The organism is Bacillus sp. FDAARGOS_1420 (genome assembly GCF_019344915.1).
GTDB classification, from domain to species: domain Bacteria; phylum Bacillota; class Bacilli; order Bacillales; family Bacillaceae_G; genus Bacillus_A; species Bacillus_A mycoides.
In genome coordinates this window covers 3,597,895-3,618,334 of record NZ_JAHWJB010000002.1, presented here as the reverse complement: position 1 = coordinate 3,618,334, position 20,440 = coordinate 3,597,895, and the positions used below count along the sequence as shown (strand labels likewise).

The following is a 20,440-nucleotide window of genomic DNA, read 5'->3' as shown; positions in this document are numbered from 1 at the left end:
CAACACTTCGTGAAGAAGCACTTCACATGCATAAAGTGCATCAAGGAAAATTAGAAACTGTATCAAAAGTAAAAGTAGAAAATGCAAAAGATTTAAGTCTTGCATATTCTCCAGGGGTTGCAGAGCCTTGTAAAGAAATTTATGACGATAAAAGTAAGGTATATGAATATACAATGAAGGGAAATATGGTAGCAGTTGTGACAGATGGAACGGCTGTACTTGGTCTTGGTAACATTGGACCTGAAGCATCTCTTCCAGTAATGGAAGGTAAAGCTGTATTATTCAAGAGCTTTGCTGGTGTAGATGCATTCCCGATTGCCTTAAATACAAACGATGTAGATAAAATTGTTGAAACTGTAAAATTAATGGAGCCAACTTTTGGCGGTGTAAACTTAGAAGATATCGCAGCGCCAAACTGCTTCGTTATTGAAGAACGTTTGAAAAAAGAGACAAACATTCCAATATTCCATGATGATCAACACGGAACAGCTATCGTAACAGTAGCAGGCCTTGTGAACGCGCTGAAGTTAGTTGGAAAGAAAATGTCTGACATTAAAGTTGTCGCAAATGGTGCAGGTGCAGCAGGTATTGCAATCATTAAACTTTTATATCGCTATGGTGTACGTGACGTTATTATGTGTGACCGTAAAGGTGCAATCTATGAAGGTCGTCCTGTCGGTATGAATTCGGTGAAAGATGAAGTTGCAAAATATACAAATAAGAGTCGTATAGAAGGTTCTTTAGCTGACGTTTTACAAGGTGCGGACGTATTCATTGGTGTATCTGCAGCAGGTGCATTAACTGAAGAGATGGTTCGTACAATGAATGACGATGCAATTATTTTTGCAATGGCGAATCCGGTTCCAGAAATTATGCCAGAATTGGCAAAAGCAGCGGGCGCAGCTGTTGTTGGAACAGGTCGTTCTGACTTCCCGAACCAAGTAAATAATGTACTAGCGTTCCCAGGTATTTTCCGCGGTGCACTTGATGTACATGCGACACAAATTAATGAAGAAATGAAGATGGCAGCTGTACAGGCCATTGCAGAGCTTGTATCAGAGGATGAGTTGAATGCAGATCATATCATTCCAGCACCATTTGACGCGCGTGTAGCGCCTCAAGTAGCGGCTTACGTTGCGAAAGCAGCAATGGAGACAGGAGTAGCTCGCCGTCAAGTAGATCCAAATGAAGTCGCTGAGAAAACAAAACAATTAGCGCTGATTGGTAAAGAATAAGCGAGGAATTTCCATTGACATCATCAAATACAAAAGTATATCTCGAAATTGTAAAAAAAATCCGTTCCATTATGGAAGAGGATTGTTTAGTAGCAGGGGATCGTTTGCCATCTGAGCGTGAGTTAAGTTCACGCTTAAATGTTGGACGTTCCTCTGTAAGAGAAGCATTACGTGCGTTAGAACTGGTAGGATTAATTGAAACGAGACGTGGTGAGGGAACGTTTATTCGAAACTTTTACGATAACGGCCTTGTACAATTAATTGCTCCGTTCTTGCTGCAAGATGAGAAAACAATTCGTGATTTATTACAAACAAAACGCTTGCTTGAGAAAGATATGATTCGACTTGTATGTAATTTACCGAAAGAAACGTTTTCTGAAGTACTAAGTAAATTACACCAAGTGCTTGAAGAAAATGAAAGCTCAATTCCGGTGCTTCATCAAACGTTCTTTAAAACACTTATTGAACAATTCAATAATTATTTACTCTATCGCATTTGGATGATCGTAAATGATTACGTTGCAACTCTTTCTTGTGAAGTTTCAGGAGATTCTATCGAAATGTATAGAAAGCTTTATGCTACTTTGGAAGTGAAACAAGAAAATGATGCGTTAAAAATTTACGATGAATTAGTAGAGAATATACAGTTTCACTCGTAATGTATAAAATTTGTCGAAATGACCATGACACGTTATGACAAACATTCTACCGCATAGCGGTTAAAGTTAAACGTAAAGAGAGAGGTTATTAGACAGATTGAGAAGATAAGGCTAACATCAAACATTGGTGTTAGCCCCATTTTCTTCTTACGCTAACCTTAGCTCTCAATGAAGGGGGTCAAATTGTGCTAAGAGATTTATTCGTGAAAAAGAAAAAGTACGCTGCAATACCTTCAGAACAAGTACGAAAAGATGTACCAGATGGCGTTATGACAAAATGTCCGAAATGTAAAAAAATCATGTATACGAAAGAGCTTCTTAAAAATTTAAAAGTATGCGTGAATTGTGGATATCATCATCCGATGAATGCATGGGAACGCCTTGATAGTATATTGGACGAAGGTTCATTTCGTGAGTATGACAAAGAGATGGTTTCACTAAATCCACTTGAGTTTCCGGGATATGAAGAGAAACTAGAAAACGATCGTAAGAAGACTAAATTGAATGAAGCGGTTGTAACTGGTGAAGGAACAATTGATGACATGCTTGTTGTTGTTGCAGTAATGGATTCTCGTTTTCGAATGGGTAGCATGGGCTCTGTTGTAGGAGAGAAAATTGCCCGTGCGGTTGAAAAGGCATACGACTTACAAGTTCCATTTATTATCTTTACTGCTTCGGGTGGTGCTCGTATGCAAGAAGGGATATTAAGTTTAATGCAAATGGCAAAAACAAGCGTAGCTTTGAAAAAGCATAGTAATGCAGGAGGGTTATTTATTTCTGTTATGACTCACCCAACGACGGGCGGGGTTTCAGCGAGTTTCGCTTCACTTGGTGATTACAATCTTGCAGAGCCAGGTGCACTTATCGGATTTGCTGGTAGACGCGTAATTGAACAAACAGTGCGTGAGAAACTACCGGAAGATTTCCAAACGGCAGAATTTTTACTAGAGCACGGTCAATTAGATGCGGTGGTGCATCGCGATGATATGAGAGAATCGCTCCGTAAGATTTTAGAAGTTCATCAAGGGGGGGAAATGGCTGTATGGCAGAGCTAGAATTTGAAAAACCAGTTGTTGAGCTAAGAAATAAGATTCGTGAACTGAAAGACTATACGAAAAACAGCCAGATGGACTTCAGTGAGGAGATTCGTATTTTGGAAGACAAGCTAGAAAAACTAGAGGAAGATATATACGGCAATATGAAAGTATGGGACCGTGTTCAAATTGCTCGTCATGCAGAACGACCGACAACGCTCGATTATATTGAGCACTTATTTACTAATTTTTTTGAATGTCATGGAGATCGCCTATTTGGCGACGATGCAGCGATTGTCGGCGGCATTGCGAAATATAAGGGGATGCCCGTAACTGTAATTGGGCACCAACGCGGAAAAGATACGAAAGAAAATATTCGTCGTAATTTTGGGATGCCTCATCCAGAAGGATATCGAAAAGCACTGCGTCTAATGAAACAAGCGGAAAAGTTTAGTCGTCCCATTATTTGTTTCATCGATACGAAGGGAGCTTATCCTGGTAAAGCAGCTGAAGAACGTGGACAAAGTGAGGCAATTGCCCGTAATTTATTTGAAATGGCGGGTTTAACTGTACCTGTTATTTGTATCGTTATCGGTGAAGGTGGTAGCGGTGGTGCGTTAGGTCTTGGAGTAGGAGATTACATTCATATGCTGGAAAATTCCACTTATTCTGTTATTACACCAGAGGGTGCGGCGGCGATTCTTTGGAAAGATGCTGGTAAAGCAAAAGAAGCTGCAGAAGCGATGAAAATTACAGCATTAGATTTGAAAGAATTAGGTGTAATTGACGAAATTATTCCAGAGGCAAAAGGCGGAGCACATCGCAATGTTTTGAAACAATCAGAAAATATAGATTTAATGCTTAAGAAAACTTTTGAACAATTAAGCGGAATTTCGAAAGATGAATTAATCGAAAAACGTTATGAAAAATATATGAAAATTGGGCAAGTTTCGTTTTCAAACGCTTCCATTGGGATAAAATAAGAAAAGCGTGCGTTCCTCTTCGCGAATGCACGTTTTTATTATGAAAAGACACATCTTCTCCATTGTGTTTTTGTATTTTTTCGTGTTATTTTATTATAAGGCAAATAATCTTTATGAGGTGAGTACAAATGAAACGTATTGGTGTATTAACAAGTGGTGGAGATTCACCTGGTATGAATGCTGCCATTCGTGCAGTTGTTCGTAAAGCGATTTTCCATGATATTGAAGTATATGGTATTTACCATGGATACGCTGGTTTAATTTCTGGTCATATTGAAAAATTAGAACTTGGTTCTGTTGGCGATATTATCCACCGTGGTGGTACAAAATTATATACAGCAAGATGTCCTGAGTTTAAAGACCCAGAAGTACGACTAAAAGGAATCGAGCAATTAAAGAAACATGGTATTGAAGGACTTGTCGTTATTGGTGGAGATGGTTCGTACCAAGGCGCAAAAAAATTAACTGAGCAAGGATTCCCATGTGTAGGTGTACCAGGTACAATCGACAATGATATCCCTGGAACAGACTTCACAATTGGTTTTGATACAGCTTTAAATACTGTTATTGATGCAATTGATAAAATCCGTGATACAGCTACATCTCATGAACGTACATATGTTATCGAAGTAATGGGACGTCACGCTGGAGATATCGCATTATGGGCTGGTTTAGCTGATGGTGCAGAAACTATCTTAATTCCAGAAGAGAAGTATGACATGGATGATGTTATCGCTCGTCTGAAACGCGGTAGTGAACGTGGTAAAAAGCACAGTATTATCGTTGTAGCTGAAGGTGTTGGAAGTGCAATTGACATCGGTAAGCACATTGAAGAAGCAACAAGCTTTGATACTCGTGTAACTGTATTAGGTCACGTACAACGTGGTGGATCACCAAGTGCACAAGACCGTGTATTAGCTAGTCGTCTTGGCGCAAGAGCAGTTGAATTATTAATTGCTGGTAATGGCGGACGTTGTGTTGGTATTCAAAATAATAAACTTGTTGATCATGACATTATCGAAGCGTTAGCTCAAAAGCATACAATCGATAAAGATATGTATCAATTATCTAAAGAATTATCTATCTAATTGGCTTAATGCCTTGTATTTGGGAACGGTTTCATAATTTTCGGAGGTGCAATATGCGTAAAACTAAAATTGTATGTACTATAGGTCCTGCTAGTGAAAGTATTGAGAAATTAGAGCAATTAATGGAAGCGGGTATGAACGTTGCTCGTTTAAACTTCTCTCATGGTAGCCATGAAGAGCATGGAGCTCGTATTAAAAATATTCGTGAAGCTTCAAAGAAAACTGGTAAAACAGTTGGTATCTTACTTGATACAAAAGGTCCAGAAATCCGTACACACGACTTCGTAGACGGACAAGCTGAGCTTGTAACAGGTGCAGAAGTAATTCTTTCTACTGAACAAGTATTAGGAACTGCAGAGAAGTTCTCTGTATCTTATGCTGGTCTTTATGATGATGTTGATCCAGGTTCTCGTATTCTAATCGATGACGGTCTTATCGAACTAGAAGTAATCGAGAAAGCTGACGGAAACATCCGTACAAAAGTATTAAACAGCGGAACTGTAAAAAATAAAAAAGGTGTTAACGTACCAAACGTAAGCATTAAGCTTCCTGGTATCACTGAAAAAGACGTGCAAGATATCGTTTTCGGTATCGAGCAAAAAGTTGATTTCATCGCAGCATCTTTCGTACGTAAAGCATCTGACGTATTAGAAATTCGTGAATTATTAGAAGGGCATAACGCTCAATACATCCAAATTATACCGAAAATCGAAAACCAAGAAGGTATCGACAACATCGATTCAATCTTAGAAGTTTCTGACGGTTTAATGGTTGCTCGTGGTGATATGGGTGTAGAAATTCCACCAGAAGAAGTACCATTAGTACAAAAACGTCTAATCAAAAAATGTAACGTATTAGGCAAACCAGTTATTACTGCAACACAAATGTTAGATTCTATGCAACGTAACCCACGTCCAACTCGTGCGGAAGCAAGTGACGTAGCAAACGCAATCTTCGATGGCACAGATGCAATCATGCTTTCTGGTGAAACTGCAGCGGGTCAATACCCAGTAGAATCAGTAACAATGATGGCGAACATTGCAGTACGTGTTGAAAAATCATTACAATACGAAGATATGTTCAAAAAACGCATTAAAGAGTTCACTCCAACAATTACAGATGCAATTAGCCAATCTGTTGCGCATACAGCACTTGCTCTTGATGTAGCTGCAATCGTAGCTCCAACAGAAAGTGGACATACTGCGAAAATGATCTCTAAATACCGTCCGAAATCTCCAATCGTAGCTGTAACATCTGACGAGCAAGTAGGACGTCGTCTTGCACTTGTTTGGGGTGTTCAAGCATTTATGTCTGAGAAACGTGCAGCTTCTACTGACGAAATGTTAGATACGGCAATTCAAACAGGTATGGATGCGGGTCTAATCGGACTTGGAGATACTGTAGTAATCACTGCTGGTGTTCCAGTTGCTGAAACTGGTACAACAAACTTAATGAAAATCCACGTTGTTGGTGAAAAAGTTGCTAAAGGGCAAGGGATCGGTCGTAAATCTGCAAAAGGTAAAGTAGTTGTAGCGAAAACAGCTGCTGAAGCTGTAGCGAACGTAAACAAAGGTGATATCCTTGTTACAACAAGCACAGATAAAGATATGATTCCTGCAATTGAAAAAGCTGCTGCTCTAGTTGTAGAAGAAGGCGGTCTAACAAGCCATGCAGCTGTTGTAGGTGTATCAATCGGTATTCCTGTTATCGTTGGTGTAAACGGCGTAACAACAACTTTAAAAAATGGCCAAGAAGTAACAGTTGATGCAGCACGCGGAATTGTTTATAATGGACATGCGGAAGTGCTATAAGAAGTAATACGGAGAGAAGGATCGGAGTCCTTCTCTTTTTTTTACACAAAAAAGGATAGAGATAGCTTTAAATACCTGAAATCGCTTTGAAAAACGTTTATTATAACGTTTAGTGGAAGAGGGTTATTTGTCCTTTATGAAGCTTGTATGGGCGTTTTAAGGGGCTTATAAGGGGTTTTGCAAGGGTGATACTTTCAAACCTTTTAAATGAAATGTGAAGGAGTGCGAGCTATGAAGTGGTTACTGTTCTTACTTATTTTAGTGCCGGCGATTGAGATTACGGTGTTAATAGGGTCGAGTCATGTAATAGGTTTATGGTCTACGTTCGCTATGATTGTATTTACGGGTATTGTGGGTGTATATTTGGCGAAACGACAAGGGTTTAAAGTACTTAGAGAGATTCAATTTAGGTTAAATAGAGGAGAAATGCCGGGTGATGCGGTTCTAGATGGTATTTTTATATTCGTAGGAGGTATTCTTTTAGTACTGCCTGGATATGTGACGGATATAATAGGTTTTATCTTTGTTGTTCCTATAACGAGGGCTTTATTGAAGCCGGCTGTTATGAAGTGGATTGATTGGAAATTTAGAAAGAGAACTACTATTATTGTTCAGAAATAACGCGTAGATTATAGCGATCTACGCGTTATTTTTTAATTTGCTATTTATAGTCAATTGTTAGCTTCCTGCTCGGGTTGGATTTTTGTTAGTTATTAAGCGATAGGATGCAGAGGGTTCTTGTGAATGAAAAGTGTTACATTAGGATGATGTTTTTTGCTTGTAATAAGATTCGACTAGTGAGCAGAAGTTAGACAGGAGAAGAAAAATTACTGATTAAAGGGTTCACCTGCCTTGTTTTGTATATTTATTCATTTACATAAAAAGTAATAAATGTAAGTAATAATTATGAAATATATAGAATAAAAATGTATTTTTCCCCTAAAATATGCGTTTTCATGCAAAAAAATAAGAGGGTTATCCTTTTTTAGGAAATTCTCTTATAGATGTAGGTAGTACAAAAAAGTACAGTGAATAATCAGTGGGAATTTCCCACTGATTACAGTTGATTTTTTATTGTGTATGAATTAGGAAATATTATTTTGATGGTGAACCCTTAATGAATTTCCATAAGTCGTGGAATACATGAGCTTTGTGTAATGTATTAAGTAGTACTAATATGACTGGACCGATGATTAATCCTAAAAAACCAAAGAGCTTAAAGCCGACAAATAGAGCGATGAGTGTCGCTAATGGATCTAGTCCAATATTAGATGAAAGTACTTTTGGCTCCATGATTTGTCTTTGGACAATCACGACGATGTATAGGATGAGAAGACCGATGGCGAATGCAGTATCGCCTGTGAAAAATACGTATATAACCCAAGGAACGAATACGGCTCCAGTTCCTAAATACGGGAGTAAATCTACAACCCCTGTAATAATCGCGATAGTAATTGCGTATGGCACGCGTAATATTAAAAGGCCGATTAGTACAATGATAGTTGTCATAGATACGAGTGTAAGTTGCGCTTTAACAAAACCAAACAAAGCTTTTCTTAAATCGACAAAAATAGTTTTTCCGTATCCATGCAAACGATTAGGTAGAAGTTTTCTTACTTTATGAGCAAGACGGTGCCAATCGTAACTAATGAAGAAGGTGGCTAATAAGACGAAGACAAGGACAGTTAAAGTTGTTGGTAATGCACTAATGAAATTTGTTAACCCACTTATAATGGCGGTTAAAAGTTCTTTCATTTGTGTCGTTGCTTCGGTGCCTAAGTTTTGAATGTTTTGTGTAATAGTGTATCGCTGTGGTTCTCCGAGATGATTAAATTTAGAGATTAAATCATCATAGAGAGGCATAATATGATTAAGTGCAAATTGTTGGGCGAATGCAACGATATCTGGAAACTTTACTGTAACAATTTGTAGTAAGTACGTTGTGGCAGATATTGCTTCAGTTACAAGGTATGTAACAAGTCCAACGATAGCTCCGAATACGAGAATTAAGCTAATGAGTACCGCTAATGCGCGAGGGAATTGTAGTTTTTGATTAAGGAAATTGACGACAGGATTAATCAAATAAGCGAATGCAAAAGCGATAATAAAAGGGTAGATAAGGCCTGACATGTACAGCAATGCATAGAACCCAACTACCGTTGCTACAATGACAAATATGAGTCGTAATATCATATATAGTAAGTTTCGGTTCAAAGATGTATACCTCCCATTCCAATTTGGATTATCCTAATTCGTTCAACTTATAACTAGTGAGATTCACTGATCAAAGTTTCACTTTATGTTATAGTGGAATGATGGATTTTTCCTGCCTTTTCAGTATATGAGTGACCGGAAAAGCTTGGTGTTGATGCTTCTACTATATGGTAAAAACTTCATTTTCTCTTCTTTTTATTTTACCTTTTTCTTAATAGAAAAGAAAGGAGAGACGACCGTTTTTAAAAATGTATACATGCTTAAATTTTTGATGGTTAGAGTTTCAGTTTGTCATTTTAAAATATGAAAAAAATGAAGTGGTTATTGTTGCATATACATCGATATAGCATGTATAACGATAGGTTTAAAGGTATTTTTGTTTGGAAGCGAGTTCATTATTTTCAGAAAGGAAGTGTAATCATGATTAGTCAGTCAACGTTATTTTTATTCATACTACTTATTATAGGACTAATTGCTAAAAACCAATCGCTTACTGTAGCTGTTGGAGTGTTATTTTTATTGAAGTTTACGTTTTTAGGAGATAAAGTCTTTCCTTATCTACAAACGAAAGGGATTAACCTTGGTGTAACAGTCATTACAATAGCGGTGCTCGTACCGATTGCGACAGGAGAAATAGGCTTTAAACAACTCGGAGAAGCAGCGAAATCGTATTATGCATGGATTGCTTTAGCTTCAGGTGTGGCGGTCGCTTTGTTAGCGAAAGGCGGCGTACAATTATTGACGACGGACCCACATATTACAACCGCACTTGTTTTTGGGACAATTATAGCTGTAGCTTTATTTAATGGAGTTGCTGTAGGTCCATTAATTGGGGCTGGAATTGCCTATGCAGTTATGAGTATTATACAGATGTTTAAATGAGGAATTTTATAGTAATATAAAATTTTTGAATTCTTTCTGTTCACAAAAGTCAGATAATTGTTTATAATAGGATTAGAAACTTTGAAAAGTTACATAACAGCAGAGAATTTACACCAGATAAAATAAAAACAACATAAAACAATTTTATAATGATATTGTTTTATGTTGTTTTTATCATAAACTCTTCGGAATTCATTTTCCTCACTAACTTGTTGTTCTGAGCGTGAGGATTCGGGGAGACATTCACGCTCATGCTTTCCATGTAAGCAATGGACAATAAGAGGGGAACATCGCAATAAATTTGCATGAACGTGCATTTTGCTTGCCTAAAGAGTGAACGAGCGTTCATAATTTATAAGGGGAGCAAATAGATATAAGGAGCAAGGTTGGGAGAATTTTCAGGAAAAGGAGAGAATGTCATGACTGTTATTCGAGGTTTAGAAGGGGTAGTAGCAACAACATCATCTGTGAGCTCTATTATTGATGATACATTAACTTATGTTGGGTATAATATTGATGATTTAGCTGAGAATGCTACGTTCGAAGAAGTAGTGTACTTATTATGGCACCGCAAGCTTCCTAACGAAAAAGAACTAGCGGAATTTAGTGGAACAGTATCTGAATACTATAAAGTACCAGGTGAGATTTTAACATATTTGAAACAAGTAGATTTAAAAATCGCGCACCCAATGTCGGTTTTACGAACTGCGATTTCCATGCTATCATTATATGATGAGAGCGCTGAAATAATGGATGGAAAGTCTAATTATTTGAAAGCGGTTAAATTACAGGCTCAAGTCGGAACTTTAATTGCGGCTTATGCAAGAATTCGCAAAGGTTTAGATGTTGTTGAGCCAAGAAAAGATCTATCATTAGCTGCAAACTTCTTGTACATGTTAAATGATCGTGAGCCAAATGAAGTTGAAATTGAGGCTTTTGATAAGGCACTTGTACTTCATGCCGATCATGAGTTAAACGCTTCTACATTTACTGCACGTGTTTGCGTAGCTACACTTTCAGATGTGTATTCTGGTATTACAGCAGCAATCGGTGCATTAAAAGGTCCTCTTCACGGCGGGGCAAATGAAAATGTAATGAAGATGTTAACTGAAATTGGCGAAGAAGAAAATGTAGAATCATATATTCATAATGCTCTTCAAAATAAAGTGAAAATTATGGGATTTGGTCATCGCGTATATGAGCATGGTGATCCACGCGCGAAACACTTACGCGAAATGTCTAAGAGATTATGCGTGCTTTTAGGAGAAGACAAATGGTATAATATGTCTATCAAAATTGAAGACATTGTAACAAAAGAAAAAGGTCTTCCACCAAATGTTGATTTCTATTCAGCTTCTGTATACCATTGTTTAGGAATTGACCATGACTTATTTACACCTATCTTTGCAATTAGCCGTATGTCAGGCTGGTTAGCTCATATTCTAGAACAATATGAAAACAACCGTTTAATCCGTCCGCGTGCTGATTATGATGGACCGACACATCAAGTGTACGTTCCGCTAGCGCAACGATAAGCGAAAAACACTATTTTGATAGTGAAAATACGCTTTCAAAAGTCTGATTTTTTTGGGAAGATGTAATGATTAGAATATTTAAATTTGACTAACGGTTTGAACTGAGGGGTTATTCCCTCAGTTTCATACATATGAAATTTCAAACATGGGGGTTATCACATTGACAACAGGTGAAAAAATTACTGTAACTAATGGTGTTATGAATGTACCAAACAATCCGATTATTCCATTTATCGAAGGAGATGGAATTGGTCCTGATATTTGGGCTGCAGCATCTCGCGTAATAGAAGCAGCAGTTGAAAAAGCTTATGATGGTGAGAAGAAAATCGTTTGGAAAGAAGTGCTTGCAGGGGAAAAAGCATTCAACCAAACAGGCGAGTGGTTACCAGAAGAGACTTTAAATTTAATTCGTGAATATTTAATCGCAATTAAAGGTCCACTTACAACTCCAGTTGGCGGTGGTATTCGTTCTCTAAACGTAGCGCTTCGTCAAGAATTAGATTTATATGTATGTCTACGTCCAGTTCGTTATTTTGAAGGTGTTCCTTCACCTGTAAAACGTCCGGAAGATACTGATATGGTTATTTTCCGTGAAAATACAGAAGACATTTACGCTGGAATTGAATATGCACAAGGTTCTCCAGAAGCAGAAAAAGTTCTTGCTTTCTTAAAAGAAGCAATGGGTGTTAATAAAATCCGCTTCCCAGAAACATCAGGGATTGGTATTAAACCAATTTCAGAGGAAGGGACAAAGCGTCTTGTTCGCGCTGCAATTCAATATGCAATTAACGAAAAACGCTCTTCTGTTACATTAGTTCATAAAGGAAACATTATGAAATTTACAGAAGGTGCTTTCAAAAACTGGGGTTACGAAGTAGCGGAACAAGAATTCGGCGACAAAGTATTTACTTGGGCTGAATATGATCGCATTGTTGAAAAAGATGGAAAAGATGCAGCGAATAAAGCGATGGCAGACGCAGAAGTGGCTGGGAAAATCATCGTAAAAGATTCTATTGCAGATATCTTCTTACAACAAATTTTAACTCGTCCACGTGAGTTTGATGTTGTTGCAACAATGAACTTAAACGGAGATTACATCTCTGATGCACTTGCTGCACAAGTAGGTGGAATTGGTATTGCACCTGGTGCAAACATTAACTATGTGACTGGACATGCTATCTTTGAAGCTACACATGGTACAGCTCCAAAATATGCAGGTTTAGATAAAGTAAACCCATCTTCAGTTCTTCTTTCTGGTGTATTATTATTAGAGCACTTAGGATGGAACGAAGCTGCGAATTTAGTAACTGATTCAGTTGAGAAAACAATTGAATCAAAAGTAGTAACTTATGATTTCGCACGCTTAATGGAAGGTGCAACAGAAGTGAAATGTTCTGAGTTCGCTAATGAACTTATTAAAAACATGGATGTAGCGATAATCAAAAACGCATAATTAAAGCGGGGGGTAAATTATGACAATCAAACGCAAGAAAGTTTCAGTCATCGGTGCAGGATTTACAGGAGCAACAACAGCATTCTTATTAGCACAAAAAGAACTTGCAGATGTTGTATTAGTGGACATTCCACAGCTGGAAAATCCAACAAAAGGGAAAGCGTTAGATATGTTAGAAGCGAGCCCAGTACAAGGTTTTGATGCTAACATTATTGGTACATCTGATTACGCAGATACTGCTGATTCTGACGTTGTCGTTATTACAGCAGGTATTGCGCGTAAGCCTGGTATGAGCCGTGATGACTTAGTAGCAACAAACTCTAAAATTATGAAAAGTATTACGCGCGACATTGCAAAACATTCACCAAATGCGATTATTCTTGTATTAACAAATCCAGTTGATGCAATGACATATTCTGTATTTAAAGAAGCAGGATTCCCGAAAGAGCGCGTTATCGGTCAATCGGGCGTATTAGATACAGCTCGTTTCCGTACATTTATTTCACAAGAGTTAAACCTTTCTGTGAAAGACATTACAGGATTTGTTCTTGGTGGACATGGTGACGATATGGTACCTCTTGTACGCTATTCCTATGCAGGTGGCATTCCGTTAGAAACATTAATTCCAAAAGAGCGTTTAGAAGCAATCGTAGAACGTACACGTAAAGGTGGCGGTGAGATTGTAGGCTTATTAGGAAACGGTAGTGCATATTACGCACCAGCTGCTTCTTTAGTTGAAATGACAGAAGCAATCTTAAAAGATCAACGCCGTGTATTACCGGCTATTGCGTACCTTGAAGGTGAATATGGTTATAGTGACCTTTACTTAGGGGTACCAGTAATTCTAGGTGGTAACGGAATTGAAAAAATTATTGAATTAGAACTTCTTGCAGATGAGAAAGAAGCGTTAGATCGCTCTGTAGAATCTGTACGTAACGTTATGAAAGTTCTTGTTTAATAATTAAATATAAGTGGAAAAAGATTCGGGGCCCCGAATCTTTTTCTACTATATATTGAAATGTTTTTTTGAAATAATATGAAAACGCTATCATTTGGTGTATCCTATAATGAAACTATAGACTTATACTATACATTGCCCTCATCACAGTAAATTTCGGATAAGGTATCGCTTTTAGTAGGATAATAAGGTGAAAAAATCGGGGGGGGTTGTAACATGTTAAAGAAAAAAGTTCAAATTGGTCGTAGAATGGATGAAATTACAGTAGGAGAGAAATTATCTATCACTGAAAAAATTGAGGATAAAGATTTGTTATTGTACTTAGGGTTAACGAATGATGCCAATCCATTATATATTCAGCATGATTACGCATCCCAAACTCCGTATGAAAAGCCGATTGTCCCAAGCATTATGCTAACGGGGCTGATTACAACGGCGGTTACGAAATATTTACCAGGTCCAGGTAGTCATATTACTAGGAAGGACCTTACGTTCGTGAAACATGTTCACCATTATGAAACGTTACAAATCCACTTTGAAGTTGTGGCTGTTTCAGAGGAGGAACATACAATTGATATGCTTGTATTTGCTCATGATGAAAAAGGAGAAACTGTTGTAAAAGGTTCATTAACAGTAACACCACCTTTTAAATCTGTTTCCATTATGGAAAAAGCATTAGATAATTTTTAAAAAATGAAAGTTAGAATGATATAAAAGTAGCGTTAGTCATATTCTTATTAAGGGTATGCTAGCGCTACTTTTTGTTTGGAAAGGGTGATATAACTGTGAAATGGGAAAGGGAAGACATTATTTTTGAAACGATAAGAGAAGCTGAAGTATGGGCCGATTCAATCGCGAATGAAATGTACGGGAAAGTATTTGATGGATATGAAACACCAGATTATAAAATAGCGTATGCTCTTTCGTTTTTCCTAGCGCAAAATCGAGAGTTTATAGTTCATACGGAAGAAGAATTTAAAAAAGATAGATTCATCTATAAAGTTTGGATAGCGACCGGATAGAGGGAATGAAGTTACGATTGCTTTTATTTTCCGAAACTCTAGTACAAACGAGCTCCATGAATAGACAATTATATTGAGGGAGACCTTGTTTTCTAGTATGATGAGAATAACGGGGAAAATACTAGGATGAAGAAGGTTTCAAGTCTATAACTTGGAGGAAAAGAATGAACAATCGTATTTTAGTAGTTGATGATGAGGAATTTATCTTAACTTTAATTGAATTTAATTTACAACAAGCTGGGTTTGAAGTTATTACAGCAATGGATGGAGAAATGGCGCTTCAAAAAGCGACTACAGAACGCCCAGATTTAATTATATTAGATTTAATGCTTCCAAAAATGGATGGTATGGAAGTTTGTAAAGAATTACGATTGCAGCGTATTATGACGCCGATTTTAATGTTAACAGCAAAAGATGATGAATTTGATAAGGTGCTAGGTCTTGAGCTTGGGGCTGATGATTATATGACGAAGCCATTTAGTCCAAGGGAAGTTGTTGCTCGTGTGAAGGCGATTTTGCGCCGTACGAAATTACAGCAGGAAGAACAAGTTTCAGAATCGCCAGATGAAGAGAGCATCAAAATTGCAGAGCTTAAAATTTTACCGGAGTTTTATGAAGCGTACTTCCAAGGAAGGAAACTGGAATTAACACCGAAAGAATTTGAGTTACTTGTTTATCTTGCGAAAAATAAAAGTCGTGTATTAACTCGTGACCAATTATTAAGTGCTGTATGGAATTATGATTTTGCCGGTGATACAAGAATTGTTGATGTCCATATTAGCCATTTGCGCGATAAAATTGAACAAAATACGAAAAAACCGACGTACATTAAAACGATACGTGGTTTAGGTTATAAATTAGAGGAGCCAAAAGTGGATGAATAAGTTTCGTTCCAGGCTTCTTTTTACATTTGTTTCTCTTATCGTTTTTATTTTAGTTGGACTAGGTGTATTATTAGAAACTGTATTTGAAAACTACTATATAGATCATGCTAAAGAGAGAATGATAAAAGAGACACAGTATGTTGCGGTATTAGCAGAAGAGCAAGGGTTTGATGCTGTTTTAAAAAAGCCTTATGTATTTGAAAAGTTAGAAGAAAAAATACCAGCTTCTATTATATTTGTTGATGAAAAAAAGAAAGTTCAATATAGCGGAGGGCAACCATCTGCATTTAGTCAAGAGATGATTAAAGAACTTTCTTCCGAAACAGCAAAGAAAAAAAATAAAGTCATTACGAAAGAAACAGATCAAAAGAATGAATTTTATCATGCTGTGTTCGTCCAGGATGTAGAAGGGAAACAAGGATACATTTTGGTGAAAAGTACAATTGATACTTTGAGGGACGTTCACCAAAAAACGTGGGGATTATTAATTATCGGATTTGTCATTGCTTGTCTTGTAGTTGTATTCCTAGGTGTCAAAATTACAGGACAATATATTAGGCCGATTGAATCAGTTACGAAAGTTGCGATTGAATTAGCGAAGGGTAATTATAAAGCGCGTGCATATGAAAGTCATTCGGATGAAACAGGAATGCTGAGTAAAGCAATTAATATTTTAGCTCGTAATTTACAAGAGATGACACTCGAACAAGAAATGCAACAAGATCGTTTGCACACATTAATTGAAAATATGGGAAGTGGAATGATTTTAATTGATAGCCGTGGTTATATAAACCTTGTAAACCGTTCTTATAAGGAGACTTTCCACGTAACAGATGAAGAATATTTAGACCGTTTATATTATGAATCATTTCACCATACGGAAATTATTGAGCTTGTGGAAGAAATTTTTATGACAGAAGTGAAAGTGCGTAAACAAATGTTATTGCCACTTAGTATTGAGCGAAAGCATTTCGAAGTATATGGAGCGCCAATTATTGGGACGAACCATGAGTGGAAAGGGATTGTTCTCGTATTCCATGACATTACTGAGCTGAAGAAATTAGAACAAATAAGAAAAGACTTTTTAGCGAATGTTTCTCATGAACTAAAGACACCGATTACTTCTATTAAAGGTTTTTCAGAAACACTCTTGGACGGAGCGATGGATAATAAAAAATTCTGCGAACATTTCTTACATATCATTTTAAAAGAAAGTGAGCGCATGCAAGGATTAATTGAAGATTTATTAGATTTGTCAAAAATCGAGCAGCAAGGGTTTAGATTAAATATGGGTACGGTTGATATGAAGGGGATTCTTGAAGACATTCACATGGTGCTTGATAATAAAGCGGGTGAAAAAGAAATCTCTTTACAAGTGAATGGATTGAAACGAGTTTCCGTTATTGGAGATCCAGGCCGCTTGAAACAAATCTTTATTAATTTAATTAATAACGCGATTGTATATACACCGGCTGGAGGCGTTGTTTCTGTTGAATTGGCAGAAGATAAATATAATGCTTATATAAAAGTATCTGATACTGGAATTGGTATTAGTAAAGAGGAAATTCCACGTATTTTTGAACGCTTTTACCGAGTGGATAAAGCAAGAAGTAGAAATACGGGTGGAACGGGTCTTGGTTTATCAATTGTAAAACATTTAGTTGAAGCGCATCAAGGTACGATTACGGTGGATAGTGAGGTTGGGGAAGGAACAACATTTACAGTTGTTTTACCAAAATCAGCTACTGAAAAATAGGATGAAGGATATTTACAATATATTAACAATGGCTTAATTAAATATTAATAAAGCTCTGTTAATATAATATATGAAAACCCCTTCATCCAAGGAGTAATTTTGGACGAGAGTAGTTATGCTATTCTCGTCACTTCCCTTTATGCCAATGTAAGTCTGTTTATATATGATAGAAAAAAACCGTTATTTTTCTTCTCTCTATTAGTCATGTTAATATAGAGAGAGGACAGGAACGGTTTTTTTGTGTGGGAAAAATCGTTTCAAATATGTATGGGGAGGTTTGTAGTTTGGAAAAAAAAGTCGTATTAGTAGATGGTAATAATATCGCGTATCGTGCTTTCTTTGCACTACCGCTTTTAAATAACGACAAAGGTATACATACGAACGCAATTTATGGTTTTACAATGATGTTAATGAGGATACTAGAGGAAGAAAAACCGACGCATATGCTTGTGGCGTTTGATGCGGGGAAAACAACATTCCGTCATAAAACGTATAGTGATTACAAGGGAGGGCGTCAAAAGACTCCACCTGAGTTATCAGAGCAATTCCCGTTTATTCGTGAGGTGCTTGATGCATTCAATGTACCGCGTTATGAGCTGGAAAATTATGAAGCGGATGACATTATGGGAACGTTAGCGAAAGAAGCGAGTGAGCAAGGGTTTCATGTTAAAGTTATTTCAGGAGATAAAGATTTACTGCAACTTGTTTCAGATAATACACTCGTATGTATTCCTCGCAAAGGGATTACGGAAGTAGATGAATATACGAAAGAAGCTTTATTTGAGAAATATAGCTTATCACCAAAGCAAATTATCGATATGAAAGGTTTAATGGGAGACCAATCGGATAACATTCCAGGTGTACCAGGTGTTGGTGAGAAGACCGCCATTAAATTATTAACGCAATTTGAAACAGTAGAAGCAGTATATGAAAACTTAGATCAAGTGAGTGGAAAGAAATTAAAAGAAAAGTTAGAAGCGAATAAAGAACAAGCTCTTATGAGTAAAGAACTTGCGACTATTATTACAGATGCACCGATTACTGTGCATGTAGATGATATGGAATATAAAGGGTATGAACCAAGCGATTTGATTCCAATGTTCGAGAATTTAGGATTTACATCCCTTTTAAATAAGTTAGGTGTTACGCCGGAGGAAACGGCTCCAGCTGAATTAGATGATATTACATTTGATATTGTAGAAGAAGTTACAGAAGAAATGCTTCAGCAAGATAGTGCGCTTATTGTTGAAGTGCAAGAAGATAATTATCATAAAGCCGATATTCAAGGTTTTGGTATTCAAAATGAAAATGGTTGTTACTTCATTCCGGCCGATGTTGCTCTTAAATCGGATGCTTTTAAAGAGTGGCTTGCAAATGGAGAAATGAGAAAACATACATTTGATGCGAAGCGTGCTATCGTTGCTCTCAAGTGGAAAGGTGTAGATATTCAAGGGATTGACTTTGATTTATTAATCGCTGCTTATTTACTTGATCCAGCTGATACGGATAAAGATTTCCGTACTGTAGCGAAAATGAAAGAAACGCATGCCGTAAAATCGGATGAAGAAGTTTACGGAAAAGGTGCGAAGCGTGCTGTTCCGGAGCTAGAGGTAGTAGCGGAGCATGTAGCTCGTAAAGTGCATGTATTATATGATGTAAAGCAAACGTTCTTAGAAGAATTAAAAAAGAACGAGCAATATGAATTATTTACGGAATTAGAATTACCACTTGCACGTGTATTAGCTGATATGGAAGTGAAAGGTGTAAAAGTTGATACGGAGCGTCTTCGTAATATGGGAGAAGAACTTGCAGGTAGATTAAAGGAAATGGAACAGGAAATTTATAAGCTTGCGGGAACAGAATTTAATATTAATTCACCGAAGCAACTTGGGGTTATTCTGTTTGAGAATTTAAACTTACCAGTTATTAAAAAGACGAAAACAGGTTATTCTACATCGGCGGATGTATTAGATAAACTTATGGATCGTCATGAAATTATTCCGAATATTTTACATTACCGTCAATTAGGAAAGCTAAATTCAACTTACATTGAAGGTTTATTGAAAGTTGTACATGAAGATTCATCTAAAATCCATACTCGTTTTAATCAAGTATTAACGCAAACAGGTCGATTAAGTTCAACAGACCCGAACTTACAAAATATCCCGATTCGATTAGAAGAAGGAAGAAAGATTCGTCAGGCATTCGTTCCATCAGAAGAAGGATGGATCATGTACGCGGCTGATTATTCACAAATCGAACTTCGTGTGCTTGCTCATATTGCAAATGATCCAGGATTAGTTGAAGCGTTCCAACATGACATGGATATTCATACGAAAACAGCTATGGATGTATTTGGTGTTGGGAAAGATGAAGTAACATCTAACATGAGACGACAAGCAAAAGCTGTTAACTTCGGAATTGTGTATGGTATTAGTGATTATGGTCTTTCGCAAAACTTAGGAATTACAAGAAAAGCAGCAGCGGAATTTATTGAAAAGTATTTAGAAAGTTTCCCTGGTGTACAAGAATACATGGATGAAATCGTAAAAGACGCGAAACAAAAAGGATATGTGGTTACATTATTAAATCGTCGCCGTTATATTCCGGAAATTACGAGTCGTAATTTCAATTTACGTAGCTTTGCTGAGCGTACAGCTATGAATACACCAATTCAAGGTAGTGCGGCTGATATTATTAAAAAAGCGATGATTATTATGGCAGATCGTCTAGAAGAAGAAGGATTACAAGCACGTCTTCTTCTGCAAGTACACGATGAATTGATATTTGAAGCACCAAAAGAAGAAATTGAAAAATTAGAGAAGCTTGTACCTGAAGTAATGGAGCATGCAATTGAACTAGCCGTTCCATTGAAAGTTGATTATTCTTACGGTCCAACTTGGTACGATGCGAAATAAGGACGTGA

The 20,440-nt window shown here is 37.0% G+C and carries 17 protein-coding genes; 16 read left to right on the top strand and 1 reads right to left on the bottom strand.

Going from position 1 to position 20,440, the window contains the following annotated elements; translation table 11 throughout:
• Nucleotides 1–26: 26 nt before the first annotated feature.
• From ystJ to I6L50_RS28735, 7 genes are all read left to right on the top strand, one after another.
• Nucleotides 27–1,235, top strand: coding sequence for an NADP-dependent malic enzyme (gene ystJ, locus I6L50_RS28765; RefSeq protein WP_219303754.1), 1,209 nt, complete (start codon nucleotides 27–29; stop codon nucleotides 1,233–1,235).
• A gap of 14 nt (nucleotides 1,236–1,249) precedes the next feature.
• Nucleotides 1,250–1,894, top strand: a complete 645-nt coding sequence (locus tag I6L50_RS28760; protein ID WP_002129364.1) for a FadR/GntR family transcriptional regulator — start codon at nucleotides 1,250–1,252, stop codon at nucleotides 1,892–1,894.
• A 185-nt stretch (nucleotides 1,895–2,079) separates the two neighbouring features.
• Complete coding sequence (accD, locus tag I6L50_RS28755) at nucleotides 2,080–2,949, top strand: acetyl-CoA carboxylase, carboxyltransferase subunit beta (protein WP_002015500.1); 870 nt, start codon at nucleotides 2,080–2,082, stop codon at nucleotides 2,947–2,949.
• Entirely contained in the window at nucleotides 2,937–3,911 is a 975-nt protein-coding gene (accA, locus tag I6L50_RS28750; protein ID WP_219303650.1) for an acetyl-CoA carboxylase carboxyl transferase subunit alpha, read from the top strand. The genes accD and accA overlap by 13 nt, the downstream gene beginning before the upstream one ends.
• Before the next feature lie 128 nt (nucleotides 3,912–4,039).
• Nucleotides 4,040–4,999 carry a 6-phosphofructokinase gene (pfkA, locus tag I6L50_RS28745; RefSeq protein ID WP_000821164.1) on the top strand — a complete coding sequence of 320 codons (960 nt, stop codon included), beginning with the start codon at nucleotides 4,040–4,042 and terminating at the stop codon, nucleotides 4,997–4,999.
• 53 nt (nucleotides 5,000–5,052) lie between these two features.
• Nucleotides 5,053–6,810 (top strand): pyruvate kinase, encoded by a 1,758-nt coding sequence (gene pyk, locus I6L50_RS28740; RefSeq protein WP_002088940.1) that lies wholly within the window; start codon nucleotides 5,053–5,055, stop codon nucleotides 6,808–6,810.
• 231 nt (nucleotides 6,811–7,041) lie between these two features.
• Entirely contained in the window at nucleotides 7,042–7,431 is a 390-nt protein-coding gene (locus I6L50_RS28735) for an FxsA family protein (RefSeq protein ID WP_002088939.1), read from the top strand.
• Nucleotides 7,432–7,905: 474 nt separating this feature from the next.
• On the opposite strand, the gene ytvI is transcribed toward I6L50_RS28735, so the two are convergent.
• A complete protein-coding gene (ytvI, locus tag I6L50_RS28730) occupies nucleotides 7,906–9,024 on the bottom strand; it encodes a sporulation integral membrane protein YtvI (RefSeq protein WP_219303648.1) in 1,119 nt (372 codons plus the stop codon).
• Nucleotides 9,025–9,444: 420 nt separating this feature from the next.
• Here ytvI and I6L50_RS28725 point away from each other — a divergent pair, with 420 nt between their 5' ends.
• The 9 genes from I6L50_RS28725 (at nucleotide 9,445) to polA (ending at nucleotide 20,432) form a co-directional block, all read left to right on the top strand.
• A complete protein-coding gene (locus I6L50_RS28725; RefSeq protein ID WP_002112200.1) occupies nucleotides 9,445–9,906 on the top strand; it encodes a DUF441 domain-containing protein in 462 nt (153 codons plus the stop codon).
• 386 nt (nucleotides 9,907–10,292) lie between these two features.
• Nucleotides 10,293–11,441, top strand: coding sequence for a citrate synthase (gene citZ, locus I6L50_RS28720; RefSeq protein ID WP_002015492.1), 1,149 nt, complete (start codon nucleotides 10,293–10,295; stop codon nucleotides 11,439–11,441).
• A 160-nt stretch (nucleotides 11,442–11,601) separates the two neighbouring features.
• A complete protein-coding gene (icd, locus tag I6L50_RS28715; RefSeq protein WP_002088934.1) occupies nucleotides 11,602–12,894 on the top strand; it encodes an NADP-dependent isocitrate dehydrogenase in 1,293 nt (430 codons plus the stop codon).
• A 19-nt stretch (nucleotides 12,895–12,913) separates the two neighbouring features.
• The gene (mdh, locus tag I6L50_RS28710; protein ID WP_002034284.1) at nucleotides 12,914–13,852 is read left to right on the top strand and encodes a malate dehydrogenase; all 939 of its coding nucleotides are present in this window, start codon (nucleotides 12,914–12,916) and stop codon (nucleotides 13,850–13,852) included.
• A gap of 216 nt (nucleotides 13,853–14,068) precedes the next feature.
• Nucleotides 14,069–14,542 carry a MaoC/PaaZ C-terminal domain-containing protein gene (locus tag I6L50_RS28705; protein ID WP_002015489.1) on the top strand — a complete coding sequence of 158 codons (474 nt, stop codon included), beginning with the start codon at nucleotides 14,069–14,071 and terminating at the stop codon, nucleotides 14,540–14,542.
• A 95-nt stretch (nucleotides 14,543–14,637) separates the two neighbouring features.
• Nucleotides 14,638–14,874: a hypothetical protein gene (locus I6L50_RS28700; protein WP_012261807.1), complete on the top strand. Its 237-nt coding sequence runs from the start codon at nucleotides 14,638–14,640 to the stop codon at nucleotides 14,872–14,874.
• Nucleotides 14,875–15,038: 164 nt separating this feature from the next.
• Nucleotides 15,039–15,758 carry a two-component system response regulator PhoP gene (gene phoP, locus I6L50_RS28695; RefSeq protein ID WP_002015484.1) on the top strand — a complete coding sequence of 240 codons (720 nt, stop codon included), beginning with the start codon at nucleotides 15,039–15,041 and terminating at the stop codon, nucleotides 15,756–15,758.
• Entirely contained in the window at nucleotides 15,751–17,514 is a 1,764-nt protein-coding gene (gene phoR / locus I6L50_RS28690; RefSeq protein WP_219303646.1) for a sensory box histidine kinase PhoR, read from the top strand. Before phoP ends, phoR begins: the two co-directional genes overlap by 8 nt.
• A gap of 284 nt (nucleotides 17,515–17,798) precedes the next feature.
• Entirely contained in the window at nucleotides 17,799–20,432 is a 2,634-nt protein-coding gene (polA, locus tag I6L50_RS28685; RefSeq protein ID WP_002164995.1) for a DNA polymerase I, read from the top strand.
• The last annotated feature ends 8 nt before the right edge of the window (nucleotides 20,433–20,440 follow it).